The 17459-nt window shown below is 61.4% G+C and carries 13 protein-coding genes; 12 read left to right on the top strand and 1 reads right to left on the bottom strand.

Going from position 1 to position 17459, the window contains the following annotated elements; all coding sequences use genetic code 11:
- Nucleotides 1-103: 103 nt before the first annotated feature.
- The 7 genes from lepA (at nucleotide 104) to acpS (ending at nucleotide 6385) form a co-directional block, all read left to right on the top strand.
- The gene (gene lepA, locus B7L72_RS09945) at nucleotides 104-1921 is read left to right on the top strand and encodes a translation elongation factor 4 (protein ID WP_081137135.1); all 1818 of its coding nucleotides are present in this window, start codon (nucleotides 104-106) and stop codon (nucleotides 1919-1921) included.
- 14 nt (nucleotides 1922-1935) lie between these two features.
- Complete coding sequence (gene lepB / locus B7L72_RS09940) at nucleotides 1936-2739, top strand: signal peptidase I (protein ID WP_039177182.1); 804 nt, start codon at nucleotides 1936-1938, stop codon at nucleotides 2737-2739.
- Nucleotides 2740-2803: 64 nt separating this feature from the next.
- Nucleotides 2804-3496: a ribonuclease III gene (gene rnc, locus B7L72_RS09935; RefSeq protein WP_039177180.1), complete on the top strand. Its 693-nt coding sequence runs from the start codon at nucleotides 2804-2806 to the stop codon at nucleotides 3494-3496.
- Nucleotides 3493-4392, top strand: a complete 900-nt coding sequence (era, locus tag B7L72_RS09930) for a GTPase Era (protein WP_039177179.1) — start codon at nucleotides 3493-3495, stop codon at nucleotides 4390-4392. Before rnc ends, era begins: the two co-directional genes overlap by 4 nt.
- A gap of 8 nt (nucleotides 4393-4400) precedes the next feature.
- Complete coding sequence (gene recO, locus B7L72_RS09925) at nucleotides 4401-5093, top strand: DNA repair protein RecO (protein ID WP_081194072.1); 693 nt, start codon at nucleotides 4401-4403, stop codon at nucleotides 5091-5093.
- 89 nt (nucleotides 5094-5182) lie between these two features.
- Complete coding sequence (gene pdxJ, locus B7L72_RS09920; RefSeq protein ID WP_081194071.1) at nucleotides 5183-6007, top strand: pyridoxine 5'-phosphate synthase; 825 nt, start codon at nucleotides 5183-5185, stop codon at nucleotides 6005-6007.
- On the top strand, nucleotides 6008-6385 hold the full coding sequence (acpS, locus tag B7L72_RS09915) for a holo-ACP synthase (RefSeq protein ID WP_039177167.1): 378 nt from the start codon (nucleotides 6008-6010) through the stop codon (nucleotides 6383-6385).
- A gap of 29 nt (nucleotides 6386-6414) precedes the next feature.
- Here the strand turns inward: acpS and B7L72_RS09910 are convergent, their stop codons facing one another.
- Nucleotides 6415-9144 (bottom strand): ATP-binding protein, encoded by a 2730-nt coding sequence (locus tag B7L72_RS09910; RefSeq protein WP_081194070.1) that lies wholly within the window; start codon nucleotides 9142-9144, stop codon nucleotides 6415-6417.
- A gap of 91 nt (nucleotides 9145-9235) precedes the next feature.
- On the opposite strand from B7L72_RS09910, the gene cysM reads away from it, so the two are divergent.
- Genes cysM through ppc form a run of 5 tightly spaced genes read left to right on the top strand, consistent with a single transcriptional unit; the run spans nucleotide 9236 to nucleotide 17410 of the window.
- Nucleotides 9236-10132 (top strand): cysteine synthase CysM, encoded by an 897-nt coding sequence (cysM, locus tag B7L72_RS09905; protein WP_039177164.1) that lies wholly within the window; start codon nucleotides 9236-9238, stop codon nucleotides 10130-10132.
- Nucleotides 10133-11569 (top strand): TRAM domain-containing protein, encoded by a 1437-nt coding sequence (locus tag B7L72_RS09900; protein WP_081194069.1) that lies wholly within the window; start codon nucleotides 10133-10135, stop codon nucleotides 11567-11569.
- A gap of 46 nt (nucleotides 11570-11615) precedes the next feature.
- Nucleotides 11616-13892 carry a GTP diphosphokinase gene (gene relA / locus B7L72_RS09895; protein WP_081194068.1) on the top strand — a complete coding sequence of 759 codons (2277 nt, stop codon included), beginning with the start codon at nucleotides 11616-11618 and terminating at the stop codon, nucleotides 13890-13892.
- On the top strand, nucleotides 13892-14719 hold the full coding sequence (gene mazG, locus B7L72_RS09890; RefSeq protein WP_081194067.1) for a nucleoside triphosphate pyrophosphohydrolase: 828 nt from the start codon (nucleotides 13892-13894) through the stop codon (nucleotides 14717-14719). The genes relA and mazG overlap by 1 nt, the downstream gene beginning before the upstream one ends.
- A gap of 42 nt (nucleotides 14720-14761) precedes the next feature.
- Nucleotides 14762-17410 (top strand): phosphoenolpyruvate carboxylase, encoded by a 2649-nt coding sequence (gene ppc / locus B7L72_RS09885; RefSeq protein ID WP_081194066.1) that lies wholly within the window; start codon nucleotides 14762-14764, stop codon nucleotides 17408-17410.
- The last annotated feature ends 49 nt before the right edge of the window (nucleotides 17411-17459 follow it).

The raw sequence follows: 17459 nt of genomic DNA, 5'->3' as shown, positions 1-17459 counted from the left end.
TTTGACGAACTTTGGCAATGCAGTGGTGCGGTGTTCACGTTACGCCCTGTTGGCGCTGTCCCCAACACCATCGCTTGCGTACCAATAAGGCAGAACACACTCGATGTCTCATGACGTTTCCGGCGGAAAGCTCAAGCATATTCGCAATTTCTCCATCATCGCCCACATTGACCACGGTAAATCGACACTTTCCGATCGTCTGATCCAGACCTGCGGTGGTCTGACCGAGCGTGAGCTGAAGGAGCAGGTGCTCGACTCCATGGATATCGAGCGCGAGCGTGGCATTACCATCAAGGCACAGTCGGTGACGCTGGACTACACCGCAGCCGATGGCCAGGTCTATCAGCTCAACTTCATCGATACGCCAGGCCATGTGGACTTCTCCTACGAAGTATCCCGCTCGCTATACGCCTGTGAAGGAGCGCTGTTGGTAGTGGACGCCGCTCAGGGTGTCGAAGCTCAGTCGGTGGCCAACTGCTACACCGCCATCGAGCAGGGCCTGGAAGTGCTGCCAGTGCTCAACAAGATCGACCTGCCCCAGGCCGACCCGGACCGCGTCTCTCAGGAAGTGGAAGAGATCATCGGCTTGGATGCCACCGATGCCTGTCAGGTGTCAGCCAAGAGCGGTATTGGTATCGACGCGTTGCTGGAGCGTCTGGTACGCGATATTCCACCCCCCAAAGGGGACCCGGATGCGCCCTTGCAGGCACTGATCATCGACTCCTGGTTCGACAACTATCTCGGCGTCGTTTCGTTGGTGCGACTGTTCGACGGTACGCTGCGTAAGGGCGACAAGATTCGCATCAAATCGACCGGGCGGGATTGGAACGCCACCGAAGTGGGCATCTTCACGCCGCTGCGTAAGGAGACCAATATCCTGCGCGCAGGGGAGGTCGGTTTCGTGGTGGCGGGGATCAAGGAAATCCACGGTGCCCCGGTCGGTGATACCATCACCCATACCAAAACCCCGGATGTCGAGCGCCTGCCGGGTTTCCAGAAGGTCAAGCCGCAGGTGTATGCCGGTATGTTCCCGGTCAGCGCCGATGACTACGAAGACTTCCGCGATGCGCTGGAGAAGCTGGCGCTAAACGATGCGTCGCTGGAGTACGAGCCGGAAAACTCGGACGCCCTGGGCTTCGGTTTCCGCGTGGGCTTCCTCGGCACCTTGCACATGGAAATCATCCAGGAGCGTCTGGAGCGCGAATACGACCTGGACCTGCTCACCACCGCACCCACGGTAGTGTATGAGCTGGCCATGAAAAATGGCGACATCAAATACGTCTCCAACCCCTCCAAGCTGCCGGACATGGCCGACGTCGACGAGATGCGCGAGCCTATCGTGCGGGCCAGTATTCTGGTGCCCCAGGAGTACGTGGGCAACGTGATTGCCGAGTGCGAGCAGCGCCGTGGCACCCAGCTGGACATGCAGTTTCTGGGCAACCAGATTCAGCTCACTTATGAGCTGCCGATGTCGGAAGTGGTCATGGACTTCTTCGATCGTCTGAAGTCGATTTCTCGCGGTTACGCGTCGCTAGAGTATAACTTCGAGCGTTTTGAAGCCGCCAAGCTGGTGCGTCTGGACGTCTTGATCAATGGCGACAAGGTAGACGCGCTGGCGGTCATCATCCATCGGGATCATGCCCACACCCGCGGCCGTCTGCTGGTGGAGAAGATGAAAGAGCTGATTCCGCGGCAGATGTTCGACGTGGCCATCCAGGCTGCCATTGGCGGGCAGGTGGTCGCGCGCTCGACGGTCAAGGCGCTTCGCAAGAACGTGACCGCGAAGTGTTATGGCGGCGACGTCAGCCGTAAGAAAAAACTGCTGGAAAAACAGAAAGCCGGTAAAAAACGGATGAAACAGGTGGGGCGTGTCGAAATTCCCCAGGATGCCTTCCTTGCTGTGCTCAAGGTCAACGACTAGGGACTCGACCTCACATGGATTTTTCATTATTACTGGTACTTGCCGTCGTACTCTCCGGGGCCATCTTTCTGCTGGATGTGCTGGTGCTGCGGCCCAAGCGCCGTGAGCGGGTGGCCACTGCCGAAGCCGCCACGGTAGACGGGCTGGACGATGCCAGCCGGGAAAAGCTTCTCAAGGAGCCCTGGCCGGTCGACTACTCTCGCTCTTTCTTTCCCGTGTTGCTGGTCGTACTGGTGGTGCGTAGTTTCATCGTCGAACCGTTCCAGATTCCCTCGGGTTCCATGAAGCCGACGCTGGAAGTAGGCGACTTCATCCTGGTGAACAAGTTTGCCTATGGCCTGCGCCTGCCCGTGGTACACCACCGCTTTCTGGAAGTGGACGACCCGGAGCGTGGTGATGTCATGGTGTTTCGCTTCCCTGACGAACCCTCGGTCAATTTCATCAAGCGCGTAGTGGGCCTACCCGGCGACCGTGTTCGGTATGAAGGCAAGCAGCTCTATGTGAACGGCGAAGCAGTCAGCAAGGTGCTGGTCGAAGAAGGCCCGGCCTTGTCTCCTCAGCAGCTGTTGCTCGAAGAGCAGCTGGGTGAAGTGAGCCATTTCATTTATAACAATCCGCGTGATCCTGGCCCGCAAATGCGTGAGGTAGTGGTGCCGGAAGGGCACTATTTCACCATGGGCGATAACCGTGATCACTCCAACGATAGCCGCTACTGGGGCTTTGTTCCGGAAGAGAACATCGTCGGGCGCGCCTTTGCAGTCTGGATGCACTGGGATGGTGGTTTGCCCAGCTTCAGCAGCGTGCGTCGCATCGAATGAAGCACCTGTTAAACAACAAGGTCAGCGTGGTTATTTTGTATAACGTCAATGACGTAGGAGCACCGTGAGCAATTCCTTAACCGCTTTTTGCCGACGAATCGGCCATACCTTTGGCGACCCAACGCTACTGGAACTGGCCATGACCCATCGCAGCTATGGTGGTCGCAACAATGAGCGCCTGGAATTTCTGGGTGACTCTATCGTCAACTTTGTCATTGCCGAAGCGCTGTTTCAGCGCTTCCCCCAGGCGCGAGAAGGTCAGCTTTCTCGCCTGCGCGCGCGTCTGGTCAAGGGGCAGACCTTGGCCGAGCTGGCCCGTGAAATGTCGTTTGGCGAGTGCCTGCGACTTGGCTCGGGAGAGATGAAAAGCGGCGGTCACCGCCGTGAATCCATCCTGGCCGATGCCGTCGAGGCCGTGATCGGGGCCATCTACCTGGATGCAGGTATGGACGCCGTGCGTGACCGTGTACTGGCCTGGTATGCGGAGAGACTGGAAAACATCTCTCTTCAGGATACTCAGAAGGACCCCAAAACGCGCTTGCAAGAGTTTCTCCAGTCACGCCAGGCCGCGTTGCCTCGCTACGAAGTGGTCTCGGTCAAGGGCGAGGCGCATGCCCAGACGTTTACCGTGGAGTGCTATATCGATCTGTTGAGCGAGCATACCACGGGCAAAGGTCCTAGCCGCCGACATGCAGAGCAACAGGCGGCGGAAGAAGCTCTGTCCTATCTTGAACAACCCCCTGGAGACAAATCATGAGCCAAACCTGCGGATTCGTGGCCATCGTTGGCCGTCCCAACGTAGGCAAATCAACCCTCATGAACCGGATTCTGGGGCAAAAGATCTCGATTACCTCTCGGCGGCCGCAAACTACCCGCCATCAGGTGATGGGTATCAAGACCGTCGATGAGACGCAGTTCATCTACGTGGACACCCCGGGCATGCACATCATGTCCAAGGATCGCAACAAGGCGATCAACCGATTCATGAACCAGGCAGCCACCCAGGCGCTGCGTGACGTGGATTGTGTCGTCTTCATCATCGATCGTACGCGCTGGACCGAGGAAGACCAGGCGGTGCTCAAGCGTCTGGAGCATGTCACGGCGCCGGTGATTCTGGCAGTGAACAAGGTCGACCGCCTGCAGGACAAGGCCGACCTGCTGCCCTGGTTGGCGGAGGTGGGGGCACGGCGTGAATTTGCTGCCGTCATCCCCATTTCAGCGAAGCACGGCACTCAGGTCGAAGCGCTGGAAGATGAGGTGGCCAAACACCTGCCAGAAAGTATTCACTTCTTCCCTGAAGACCAGATCACCGACAAGAGTCTGCGCTTCATGGCCGCCGAGCTGGTGCGCGAAAAGGTCATGCGTCAGCTGGGCGACGAGCTGCCCTATCAGATGACCGTCGAGATCGAGGAGTTTCGCGAGACCGAGCGGGTGACCCATATCAGCGCGTTGATTTTGGTGGAGCGCCAGGGCCAGAAAGTGATTCTGATCGGTGAAAACGGCGATCGGATCAAGAGTATCGGCCGAGAGGCGCGGCTGGACATGGAGCGTGCCTTGGGCACCAAGGTCATGCTCAACCTGTGGGTCAAGGTCAAGCGAGGCTGGTCGGACGATGAGCGTGCCTTGAAGAGCCTGGGTTACGACCTGGATTGAGCGCGGCCATGACCCCCGAGCCTGCCTTTCTGTTGCACCGCAAGGCGTATCGGGAAACCAGCGCGCTGGTCGACCTGCTGACGCTCAACCACGGACGCATCCGTGCGGTGGCTCAGGGCGGGCAGCGCCCCGGTTCGAAATCGCGCCAGCGTTTGCAACCCTTTACGCCGCTGTTCATCGCTTGGCGCGGAGAGCGTGAGCTGAAGCGGCTGACCTTGATGGAGTCCCGGGGGCAGACCGCGCTGCTGGCGGGTGAAGGGCTGTTGTGTGGCCTTTATGCCAATGAAATTGCCACCCGCTTGCTGCCGCTGGAACTGGCATCCGCGAATGTGTTTGCCTTTTACAGTGCGCTGCTGGAGGCACTTCCGGTGCCCGCCGCGCGCGGGTTGGCGCTGAGACGCTATGAGTGGGCGCTACTGGAAGCCCTGGAAGCCACGCCGCGCTTCTGCACGCCTCAAGGTACCCCTCTGGACCCTCACGGGCGCTATCGATTCGAGGCGGCCAGTCGTGCATTCTTGCCCGCCGAGCAAGGGATCGACGGCCGTGCCTTGCGCTATATCGAGCAGGGTGACTGGGAATCAGAGAGCCTGGCCAGCGCCTTGAAAGCGCTCATGCGAGCAGCGCTGGCGCCCCACCTGGGGGCAGTGGCACTACGCTCGCGAGAGCTGATGATGGATTTGGCCCGCCGCCGTCAGCGCTAGGCGGGCCTCTCTCATACAAGCAATTCTCAGACAAGCAATACTCAGACAAGCAATGATGGCCTCTGTGTGCCATCCAATGGAGAGTCACGATGCATCCTCCTCGTATTCTACTGGGTGTCAACATCGATCACGTCGCCACCCTGCGCCAAGCACGGGGCACCCGCTACCCGGACCCCGTTCAGGCAGCGTTGTTGGCCGAAGAGGCCGGTGCCGATGGCATCACGGTTCACCTGCGTGAAGACCGCCGTCATATCCAGCCCCGCGACGTACGCCTGCTGGCCGAGATGCTCAACACGCGCATGAACCTCGAAATGGCCGTGACCGAAGAGATGCTGGCCCTGGCCGAAGAAGTGCGGCCTGCCCACGTTTGCCTGGTGCCGGAAAAGCGCGAAGAGCTGACCACGGAAGGTGGCCTGGACGTGGTGGGTGGGTTCGAACAGATTGCCGCTGCCTGCCAGCGTCTGGCAGCCGCGGGCTGTGACGTATCGCTGTTCATCGACCCCGATGAGTCCCAGATCGACGCGGCCAAGCGTGCTGGAGCGCCCACCATCGAACTGCACACCGGTGCCTATGCCGAAGCTCGGCCGGGCAGCGAAACGGCCAACGCCGAGTATGACCGCCTTAGCGCAGCAGCGGTCCATGCCGTCTCGCTTGGGCTGGTGGTCAATGCCGGGCATGGTCTGCATTACCACAATGTGGAAGCCATTGCTGCCTTGCCGGGTGTCAACGAGCTGAACATCGGTCACGCGATCATTGCGCGCGCGCTGTTCGTAGGGCTGAAAGAAGCCATTCAGGAAATGAAGCGGCTGATAATTGCTGGCCAGGAGGCGGGCTTGATGGCCGCGTTGGATGCCCATGAGCACGAGCACGCGCATGACGAGCATGATGGTCATCACGGCTGCTGCGGGCATTGAATGATCGTTGGCATCGGTTCTGATATTGCTCGCGTTGCTCGGTTTCGTCAGGCCCTGGAGCGCCACGGTGAGCGTTTTGCCGAACGCATTCTGGGCCAGCAGGAGCAGCAGGTATGGCGGGCCAAAGGTTGCCCGGTGGCTTATCTGGCCAAGCGCTTCGCGGCCAAGGAAGCCTTCGTGAAAGCCTTGGGCCTTGGCTTGCGCCAGGGCATGCAGTGGGGAGACATCCAGGTGCTTAACGACGCGCTGGGCAAGCCCGGATTACACCTGCATGGTGAGGCTCAGCGGCTCTTCGCAGCCAGCGGCGCCGCCACAGCGCATATTACCCTCAGTGACGAAGCCGAGTATGCCGTGGCGTTCGTGGTGCTGGAGCGCTGATCGCCCCCATCACATGCCGTTCTCCTTGTTTACTCCAGTAAGCCATCGCGGTATTGGGCAAGTCGCGTCATGGCGGCGTAAAGCTCCTCCAGCAGCGTATCGACATGGCGTAGCCCGCTGGTGCGTAGCCGAGTTTCCAGGGTTTCCACCAGCAGGGCCAGCTCTGGTGCACCGCAGTAGCGGCTGGCCCCGTTCAGCCCGTGCACCCAGTCCAGCAAGGTGTTCAGATCGTTTGCCTGGAACGCCTCGCGCATCTGTCGTTCGTGCTCTTCCAGGCTGTCGATCAGCCTGACCAGCTGCTGCCTGGCCAGGGACGCCTTTCCACCCGCCAAACGCGTGCCCAGGGCAAGGTCCACCGCGGGTAGCGTGCTGGGCAGAGGCGCGGGCGCTACCGGGGGAGTGGTATCGGCCAGGGGGGCGGTTGAAAGCGAATCGCCAAACGCCAGTTCGGGCGTCATGCCCAAAAAGCGCTGCATCAGCTGCTGCAACTGAACGTCATTGATGGGCTTGATCAACACGTCGTCCAGGCCTTCACTCAACCACTGCTGGCGTTCGTTGTTCAGCACGTGAGCGGTGACTGCAATGATGGGGCAGCGTGCCCAGCTGCCGCTGATACGACGCAGCGCCTTGGTGGTTTCGATACCGTTCATGTCGGGCATACGAATATCCATCAGCACCATGTCGGCAGTCTGCTGCCGCGCGAATTCCAGAGCTTCTCTGCCGCTGGCGGCCAGTACGATGCGTAGCGCGCTGCTTTCCAGCATGGCCCTGAGTAGTTCGCGATTGGCGGTATTGTCGTCAACGATCAGCAGCGTCAAGGGGGCGCTAGAAATGGGTTTGCTAGCCAGCTCAAGTGCCTTTGGTTCCTGGCCTGCAGGCAGTCCCGTGGGTTGTAACAAGCGTCGCACCGTCGTGACCAGCTGGGCGCGGGTGAACGGCTTGCAGAGCAGGTCGCCGCCATGGGGAAGGTCCCAATGGGGGAGTTCGAAGCTGGTGGTGTTGGCCAGAATGATCACCGGGCAGGGCGTCTGGGCGATGATGGATTGCCAATAGCCTTTGCGTTCGCCCTCGAAGTCGTCGTACTCGAGGCTGATCACCAACAGAGCCTCATTGCCTGCATCGATAAACGACACGGGGCATGCGCCCCAGCGTTCCAGCAAGTGTTCCAGCACGTTTCGAGTGGGCAAGTGAGGTTCGTGCAAGCGTACGATCGGATTGTCCAACACCAGTTCTGGAGGGCGTTCGTCTGCCTGGTGGGCGAGCAGGGGTAGCGTAAACGAAAAAGTCGACCCTCTGCCCAGCTCGCTTTCGACCCGAATCTCACCGCCCATACGTTGGATCAGTTGGCGGCAGATCGACAGACCCAAGCCGCTGCCGCCAAACTGTCGGGAGTGGCTGGGCTCTGCCTGAGAGAAGGCGCTGAACAGCTGCTGCTGGTGTTCGTCACTCAATCCAATGCCAGTATCACTGACGCTGATGTGCAGGACGACGTGCTGCCCCTCCTGATTGTCCAGCATGACGCGTATGATCACATCCCCTTCGTGGGTGAACTTGAGGGCATTGCCCAGCAGGTTGTTCAGCACCTGATGAATGCGTAACGGGTCGCCGCATAGCGGGGTGGGCACGTCGTCATACACCATGGCCACCAGGTTGAGCTGCTTGCGCTGGGCTTCCGGGGCGTGGAGGCCAATGACTTCATCGACCAGCGTCACGATATCCACGTCCACTTCTTCCAGGGTCAGACGGTCGGCTTCCAGTTTCGAAAAGTCCAGTACATCGTTGACCAGCATCAGCAGGTTGTCGCAGGCCCGGCGCACATGGTCCAGCCACTCCTTTTGGCGGCTGTCGAGAGGCGAGCGACCCAGCAGTCGACAAAAACCGATGATGCCATTGAGCGGGGTGCGTATTTCGTGGCTCATGTTGGCCAGAAATTCCGACTTCACGGCATTGGCCCTCAGGGCGCTGCGGTGCGCCAGATCGAGCTTGATATTCTGCTCTTCGATAGTCTCCATGGACTCCTGGAGTTCACTGGTCGCTTGTTCGATCTGCTCCTGCATATTGCGCCGTGCGTGTTGCAAGTACTCGGCCAGTCGGTTGATATGCTTTGCCAACTGGTGCAGCTCGACGGGCCTGGCGGGGGTGATCTGCAGACGATCATCGCCCCGCGACAGCCGATAAAGTGCCTGACTGGCTTCCTCGATGGGGCGGGTGGCATAGCGGCTGATGGCAAAGGCGATCAGAAACAGCAGCAGGCCCAGCAGCATGCCGCCCAGGCTGAGGCTGGCGATGAGTTTGTAACGTTCCAGTACCAGCGTGCGGCTATCCATTTCGGCTTCCAGCCAGCCATTTTGAGTGCGCCCACGACCGCTGAGCGACTCACTGGTCAGCGGTGTTTGTACGCGCCATCGATCGTCTTCCATGGAGAGGGTCGTCGTTTCCGGGGCGTGCAGTCGAGCCGGGGGTGGCAGCGAGGTACCCATCACCAGCAGGCGATTGCCTTGTTCATCGAAGAGGGTGACGGCTCGTAGGTGGCGTTGTTCGAGCAGTTTTCCCGCGAGGCTCTCCAGGCGTTGCGAGTCGCCATCGGCCATGGCCTCTCCCAGGCTAGGGGCTAACAGCTCTGCGGTACTGACCAGCCTCTCCTCGAGCACTGTGCGGCCCGTGGCATCGGCGTGAAGCACCAATAGAAACGCCATGATGGCGTACACCAACAGTGGCAAGCCCAGCAGAGCAAACAGCAGGCGCGTGTTTAAAGACATGAAAGAAGCTCATCGAATCCAGAAGGTTGCCTGTCCAGGCATGGGCAGCACCGATATAATGCAGCATAACGGTTACGATAAGGAATGTGTGATGAATTATCCCACGCTTGAAGATGTGGTCGGCAATACACCGCTGGTGCGTCTAAAAAGAATCACGGCAGGTCGCAACAACACGCTGTTGGCCAAGCTGGAGGGTAACAACCCGGCAGGCTCGGTCAAGGACCGCCCGGCGCTGTCGATGCTCAGCGAAGCAGAAGCGCGGGGTGACATTCGACCTGGCGATACGCTGATCGAGGCGACCTCGGGCAATACCGGTATCGCGCTGGCCATGGCGGCCGCCATCAAGGGTTACAAGATGGTGCTGGTCATGCCTGAAAATGCTTCCGCCGAGCGCAAGCAAGCCATGGCGGCCTATGGCGCCAGGCTCATCTCGGCGAGCAAGGAGGGAGGCATGGAAGAGGCACGCGATATCGCCGACGCCATGATTGCCCGGGGCGAGGGCAAGCCGCTCAACCAGTTCGCCAACCCTGACAACCCGCTGGCGCATTATCGCACCACCGGCCCGGAGGTATGGCGGCAAACCGACGGTGAGATCACACACTTCGTCAGCTCCATGGGTACTACGGGCACCATCATGGGCGTGTCACGGTATCTCAAGGAGCAGAACCCGGCCGTGCAGATCGTCGGGCTGCAGCCGGCCGATGGCGCCAGTATTCCCGGCATTCGCCGCTGGCCCCAAGAGTACCTGCCCGCCATCTTCGAAGCGCCGAGAGTCGATGTCACGCTGGACATCGCCCAGCAGGAAGCCGAAGAGCACATGCGTCGCCTGGCCCGGGAAGAGGGTATTCTGGCAGGGGTTTCATCCGGCGGCAGCCTGGCAGGTGCGCTGCGCATCGCCGAACAAACCGAAAACGCGGTCATCGTGTTCATCGTCTGTGACCGTGGTGATCGCTATCTCTCCACGGGCCTGTTCGCCCCGGAGGTTTAAATGGCCATGTTGGGTAAGCGGAGGCCCCCACGCCCCGCATCGGGCCATTCGGGCCTGGCACGCGCGCCAGGGCGAGCGGTGAAAAACCAGGCTGACGGCCTCAGTGATGCGCCGCTGGTCGTCGAGCGGCTGGCCCATGATGGCCGAGGGGTGGCCCACAATGCTGCCGGGAAGACCGTGTTCATCGACCGAGTGCTGCCCGGCGAGGAAGTGGAAGTCGCGGTCCATGTGACCCGCAAACGCTTCGATGAGGCGCATGTCAAAACTCTGCTGACTCCCTCGCCCCTGCGCGTGACGCCGCCCTGTGCCCACTTTGGCCAGTGCGGGGGGTGCGACCTGCAGCATATGGCGCTCGACACCCAGCGCCACCACAAGCTTGAGGTGGTCGCTGAGCTGCTGGCACGGCAGGGCCTGGCCCATGATGCCATCGGCTTGCTCCATGGGCAGACCACGGCGTATCGCCGTCGGGCGAGGCTGGGTGTCAAGGTGGATAGCCAGGGCAAGGTGCACCTGGGGTTTCGCGCCGCCAGTACGAATCGGCTGGTAGATATTGACACCTGCCCAGTGCTGGTGCCTGCCCTGCAGGCGCTCATTGCCCCTCTGCGAGCGCTGTTGGCGAGCCTGGAAGCGCCGCGCTCGGTCGGCCACCTCGAACTGCTGGCGACCCCGGATGCGACGGTCGTGCTGGTGCGTCAGTTGAAGGCACAGCCTGACGATGAGCTGCGCTGGCAGCGTTTCGCTGAGCAGCACCAGGTACATGTCGGTGCCTGGCTGGGGCGCGAAGCGCCCCAGCTGCACTGGTATGGTGCGCCACCTTTGCTGAGAGAGCGCGTTGACATGCAGGCGCTGGGCATCGACGCCAGTACACTGCCATCAAACCTGTCGCTTGACTTTGCGCCGGGAGATTTTTTGCAGGTCAATGCCGAGGTGAACCAGCAGATGGTGGCACAAGTGGTAGGCTGGTTGGCGCCCAAGCCCGGCATGGTGCTGCTGGACCTGTTTGCCGGCATCGGCAATTTCAGCCTGCCGTTGGCCGCTGCAGGCGCTCGCGTTCATGCGGTCGAAGGCAGCCAAGGCATGGTCGAGCGGCTGCGGGCCAATGCCCATAACGCCCGCGATGCTGATGCAGTCCTGGCGGTCAGCGCGGAACAAGCGGATCTCAGCAATGCCGAGGCCGTGGCCAAGGTGCTGCGGCAGCACCCCGTGGATGCACTGGTGCTGGACCCGCCGCGCAGCGGTGCCGAGGCGGTGTGTCAGGCGCTGGGCCGCCATCGCATTGCCCGGGTCGCGTATGTCTCCTGCGACCCGGCAACCCTGGCCCGCGATGCGGCACATCTTGTGCATGCAGGGTATGCTATCAAGCACGTTGTCGTGGCCGACATGTTCGTACATACGGCGCACATGGAAACGCTGATGCTGTTTGAATATACGGGCTAGCGTGCCATTTGCAGCAAGCCGCCACCCAAAAGGATGAGTCATTGTCATGGTGAAAGTGCGTGAAGACCAGCCGCTGACAGAAAGCGGAAAGGTGGACATACAACAATGGTTAACGCGCCTTCAGGAAGATGTGCGCCTGCGTGAGCCCGAGCGCCTGCTTCAGGCCTGCGAGCTGGCCGACCAGTTGGAGCGAGAAGCCCCCCGCACCCATCGTGTGTGGCTGTCGCCTGGTTCCAGTTTTCGCATGGGCCTGGAAATGGCCGATATTCTGGCGGACCTCAAGCTCGACCAGGCCACGCTGGAAGCCGCCGTGCTGTATCGCGCCGTGCGCGAAGGGTTGCTGAGCCTCGACGGGGTGACCAAGCGCTTTGGCGATGAAGTGGCGAAGCTGATTGATGGCGTACTACAGATGGCGGCCATCAGCTACCCCTTGGCACCCAACCATGGCATGAGCCAGCATAACCAGCAGGAAAACCTGCGCAAAATGCTGGTCAATATGGTGGGGGATGTACGGGTCGCGTTGATCAAGATTGCCGAGCGCACCTGCGCGCTGCGTCAGGTCAAGGACGCCCCCCGGGAAAAATGCCTTCAGGTGGCCAGGGAAGTGGCCGATATCTACGCGCCGCTGGCCCACCGCTTGGGCATTGGCCAGATCAAGTGGGAGCTGGAAGATCTTTCGTTCCGCTACCTGCATGAGGACGAGTACAAGGCGATTGCCAAGCTGCTGGCAGAGAAGCGCCTGGACCGCGACCGCTATATTCACGATGTGGTCGAAACCCTCAAGACCCTCATGGAAGCCCAGCATATCCATCGTTACGATGTCAGTGGCCGGGCAAAGCATATCTACTCCATCTGGCGCAAGATGAAGCGCAAGCGGATCGATTTTTCCCAGGTCCACGACGTGCGCGCCGTGCGCATTCTGGTTCCCGAAGTCACCGACTGCTACACCGTGCTGGGTATCGTCCACTCCCGCTGGCACCACGTGCCCAACGAGTTCGATGACTACATCGCCAACCCCAAGAAAAACGGTTATCAGTCGCTGCACACTGCGGTCATGGGGCCGGAAAACAAGGTGCTGGAAATTCAGATCCGCACCTTCGGTATGCACGATGAGGCCGAGCTTGGAGTGTGTGCCCACTGGCGTTACAAGGGCCACGATACCAATGCCAAGAGTCGCAGCTACGAAGAAAAGATCGCCTGGCTGCGGCAGGTGCTGGAGTGGCAGGACGAAGTGGGCGGCTTTGGAGACCTGCGCGAAGGGCTCTCCAGCGACGTGGCGCCGGACCGAATCTATGTTTTCACCCCTGACGGCCACGTGATCGACCTGCCCCGCATCGCTACCCCCATCGACTTTGCCTATCGGGTACATACCGAAATAGGCCATCGCTGCCGAGGTGCCAAGGTCAATGGGCGTATCGTGCCCCTGACCTACAAGCTCAAGACTGGCCAGCAGATCGAGATTCTCACCGCGACCAAGGGTGGCCCCAGCCGCGACTGGCTCAACCCCAGCCTGGGCTACGTACGCACCTCGCGGGCGCGGGCCAAGATCCAGGCGTGGTTCAAACATCAGGCCCGGGATCAGAACCTGGACGAAGGGCGTACGCTCTTCGAGCGTGAAATGCGTCGCCTGGATGTGGAAGGGCTCGACCTGCCAAAACTGGCCAAGGCGGTCAATTACCAGAACGCTGACGACATGTACGCCGCGCTGGGCGCCGGTGACCTGCGAATAGGTCAGGTACTGCATCAGGCGCAGCAGCTGTTTGGCGAGACCGATGACCAGGAGCAGTTGGACCGACTGCTGGCCAAGCCGCGTCGCCAGCCCAGCAAGGCCACTAAAAGTGATATTACCGTGCTGGGCGTGGGCAACTTGAAGACCAGCATGGCCAACTGCTGCCGACCGGTGCCCGGCGAGCCGATTGTCGGCTTCATCACGCAAGGGCGTGGGGTCACCGTGCACCGTCAGGACTGCACCAATATTCTCCAATTGCGTATGGAGGAGCCTCAGCGCATTATCGAAGTGGAGTGGGGCGAACGCGCCCATACCCGCTATCCGGTGACCATCGAGATTCAGGCCTGGGACCGTTCGGGTTTGCTGCGCGATGTCACGGGCCTGCTGGGCAATGAAAAGGTCAATGTGCTGGCGGTCAACACGCTGACCGATACCGACGAGGGCATTGCCCGCCTGCGCATCACCCTGGAGGTGGATGGCCTGGAGTCCCTGGGACGGCTGTTCTCGCGTATTCAGCAGTTGCCCAACGTGACCGAGGTTCGCCGCCTGCGTAACGCCGACCCCGAAAAAAGTGCCCGTAAAGGAGGGGTCTGATGCGCTACCGCCTGGAAGACCTGTTGACGCTGATGGCCGTGCTGCGTGACCCGCAGCAGGGCTGCCCGTGGGACGTCAAGCAGCACTGGGACACCATCGTGCCGCATACCCTGGAAGAAGCCTACGAAGTTGCCGATGCCATCGAGCGGCGTGCCTTCGATGAGCTGCCCGGAGAGCTGGGTGACCTGCTGTTTCAAGTGGTCTATTACGCCCAGTTCGCCGCCGAGGAGCAGCGCTTCGATTTCCACGATATCGTCCACACGTTGACGGAAAAGATGCTGCGTCGCCATCCGCATGTGTTTCCAGAGGGGACGCTGGCGTCTCGCCGCCCGCCTGGCATGAGCGCAGACGCCGTCAAAACCCAGCAGGTCAACAGCCGCTGGGAAGCGCTCAAGGCCGAAGAGCACGCGCAGCGCAGCGTCGAAGAGGTATCGGTGCTCGACGATGTACCGCGTAACCTGCCTGCGCTGAGCAGGGCGACCAAACTCTCCAAGCGTGCCGCCCGAGTGGGTTTCGACTGGCCCGATGCCCGCGGCGTGCTGGACAAGATTCGTGAAGAGCTGGCCGAGGTCGAAGAGGCGCTGGCCGCCGGCGACCGCCAGCATGCGCAGGAAGAAGTGGGTGACCTGCTGTTTGCGGTCACCAACCTGGCGCGTACCCTTGGGGCCGACCCGGAGCAGTGCCTGCGCCAGACCAACAGCAAATTCGAGCGCCGCTTTCGCCATGTCGAAGGCGCACTTGCCAGTGCCGAGCGACCGCTGGGTCAGGCGACCCTGGAAGAAATGGAACACCACTGGCAAGCCGCGAAAGCCCAGGAACAACGCTAATATCTCATAATATCAACGCGACCCCGCAAGGAGGCCCCGCCAATGAGCCATGATCTACACGAGTCGCTGCGCGATAATGTCCGTATTCTGGGTGACAGTCTGGGGCGTACCATCGCCGACGATCTGGGCCAGTCGTTCGTCGACAAGATTGAAACCATTCGTGCCCATGCCAAGCGGGGTCGCCAGGGCGACACCCTTCAACAGCGGCAGTTGATCGAGTATCTGCGCCAGCTTCCCGAGCGCGACCTGCTGCCGGTCACCCGTGCCTTCAACCAGTTCCTGAACCTCGCCAACATCGCCGAGCAGCATTACCGCGCCCGGTTTCGTCGCGTGGAGGATTACAAGCCGGGCACCCAGCCGGTGCTGGGCGAGCTGCTCAGTCGCGCCCAGCAGGCGGGCAATTCCCCCCGCAAGCTGGTCGAAACCCTGGCTAACATGCGCGTGGAGCTGGTGCTCACTGCCCACCCCACCGAAGTCATTCGCCGCACCCTGATTCAGAAGTATGACGCCATCGACGAGTGCCTGACTGCCATTGAAAGCTCCGAGGATTACCCAGAGCGTGGCGCCCGCGCTCAGGGGCGGCTGGAAGAGCTGATCAGCCAGGCCTGGCACACCGACGAGATTCGCCACGAACGCCCCACCCCGGTGGATGAGGCCAAGTGGGGCTTTGCGGTCATCGAGAACTCCCTGTGGCAGGCGGTGCCCGATTTTCACCGCGACCTGGATAGCCTGTTGCTGGAAACGGCAGGCGAGCGCCTGCCGCTGGACGCGGCGCCCATTCGCTACGCCTCATGGATGGGGGGCGATCGCGACGGCAACCCTAATGTCACGGCGAAGGTGACCCAGGAAGTCCTGCTGCTGGGGCGCTGGATGGCGGCAGACCTCTATCTGCGCGATCTGGAGCAGCTGAAGACCGAGCTTTCCATGTGGAAGGCCAACAGCGCCTTGAAGGCCGAAGTGGGCGATGTCGCCGAGCCTTACCGGGAGCTGCTCAAGCGTCTGTTGACGAAGATGGAAGCTACCCGTGACTGGGCCAAGGCACAGCTGGAGGGGCGCAACTACGATGGCGGGCCCATCATCGAAACCCGTGATCAGCTGTATGCGCCGCTGCTGGCCTGCTATCGCTCGCTGTGCGATGTGGGTCTGGACACTATCGCCAACGGCGCGCTGCTGGATACGCTGCGACGGGTCGCCGTGTTCGGCGTTACCCTGACCAAGCTGGACCTGCGCCAGGAAGCGGGCCGCCATGCCCAGGTCATGGAAGAACTCACCAGCGCCCTGGGCCTTGGTCATTATCAGGAGTGGAGCGAGCCCCAGCGCCAGGAGTTCCTGCTTTCCGAGCTGGCCTCGCGCCGTCCATTGATCCCGCGGCGCTGGGAGTGTTCCGCCGAATCACGAGAAGTACTGGATACGTTCAAGGTGATTGCCCAGGAGCATGCCGAAGCGTTGGGCACCTATATCATCTCCATGGCAGGCGAGCCTTCCGATGTACTGACCGTGGCGCTGCTCATGAAAGAGGTGGGCGGCCAGGTGACGCTGCCCATCGCGCCGCTGTTCGAGACGCTCAACGACCTGGACCACGCCGGTGCTGTCATCGATCAGCTGCTGTCGCTGCCGGGATACCGAGCGCTCACTCAGGACCGTCAGGAAGTCATGATCGGTTACTCCGACTCTGCCAAGGATGCCGGGCAACTGGCGGCGGCCTGGGCGCAGTACCGCGCCCAGGAAGCGCTGGTCAACGTGTGCGAGAAGCACGGCGTGGATTTGACACTGTTCCATGGTCGAGGCGGTACGGTAGGCCGTGGTGGTGGCCCGGCCCATGCGGCGATTCTCTCTCAGCCGCCGGGGTCGGTGAACGGCAGCCTGCGGGTAACCGAGCAGGGAGAGATGATTCGCTTCAAGTTCGGCCAGCCGGACATTGCGCTGCGCTCCATGGAGATCTACGCCTGCGCGGTGCTGGAAGCCACGCTGCTCCCACCGCCTGCACCAGAGCCCCACTGGCGCGAAGAGATGGACCAGCTGGCCAGGGTTGCCCACGCGGCTTACGTGGGCGTGGTGCGTGAAGACCCGGATTTCGTCCCCTATTTCCGCGCGGTGACGCCCGAGGGCGCGCTGGGCAGGCTGCCCTTGGGTTCGCGGCCCGCCAAGCGTCGCCAGGATGGCGGCGTGGAAACGCTGCGGGCCATTCCCTGGATCTTTGCCTGGACGCAGATTCGCCTGATGCTGCCCGCCTGGCTGGGCAGCGGTGAGGCCTTTGCCCGACGCCTGGAGGAGCCGGGCGGCCTGGAAGTGCTGCAGGAGATGCGCACGCAGTGGCCATTCTTTGGCACCTATCTGGACATGCTGGAGATGTTGCTGGCCAAGGCCGATGTGGCCATTGCGGCTTATTACGAACATCGCCTGGTCGACGAGCCTGCGCTGAAGGCGTTGGGCAAGCAGCTGCGAGAACGCTTTGCGCGGCTGGAGCTGGTGGTGCTGGACATTCTTCAGCAGGAGCGGCTGCTGGAGAATACGCCGCTGATACGCCAGGCCATCGATGTTCGCAACCCTTACATCGACCCGCTCCACGGCCTGCAAGCCGAGCTGCTGCAGCGTAACCGGGATGCTGACGGCGCCATTAGCGCCGATCTCTCACGGGCGCTGATGGTCACCATGGCAGGCATCGCTGCCGGGCTGCGCAATACCGGCTAGTCGCACCGTGGGCCAGCGCCGTCACTCCTCGGGTGGCGGCGCTTTTGTT

The sequence above is a fragment of the Halomonas sp. BC1 genome (assembly GCF_002078135.1).
GTDB classification, from domain to species: domain Bacteria; phylum Pseudomonadota; class Gammaproteobacteria; order Pseudomonadales; family Halomonadaceae; genus Vreelandella; species Vreelandella stevensii.
Note: the sequence above shows the minus strand (reverse complement) of the source record. Positions and strands in the feature narration are given on the sequence as shown.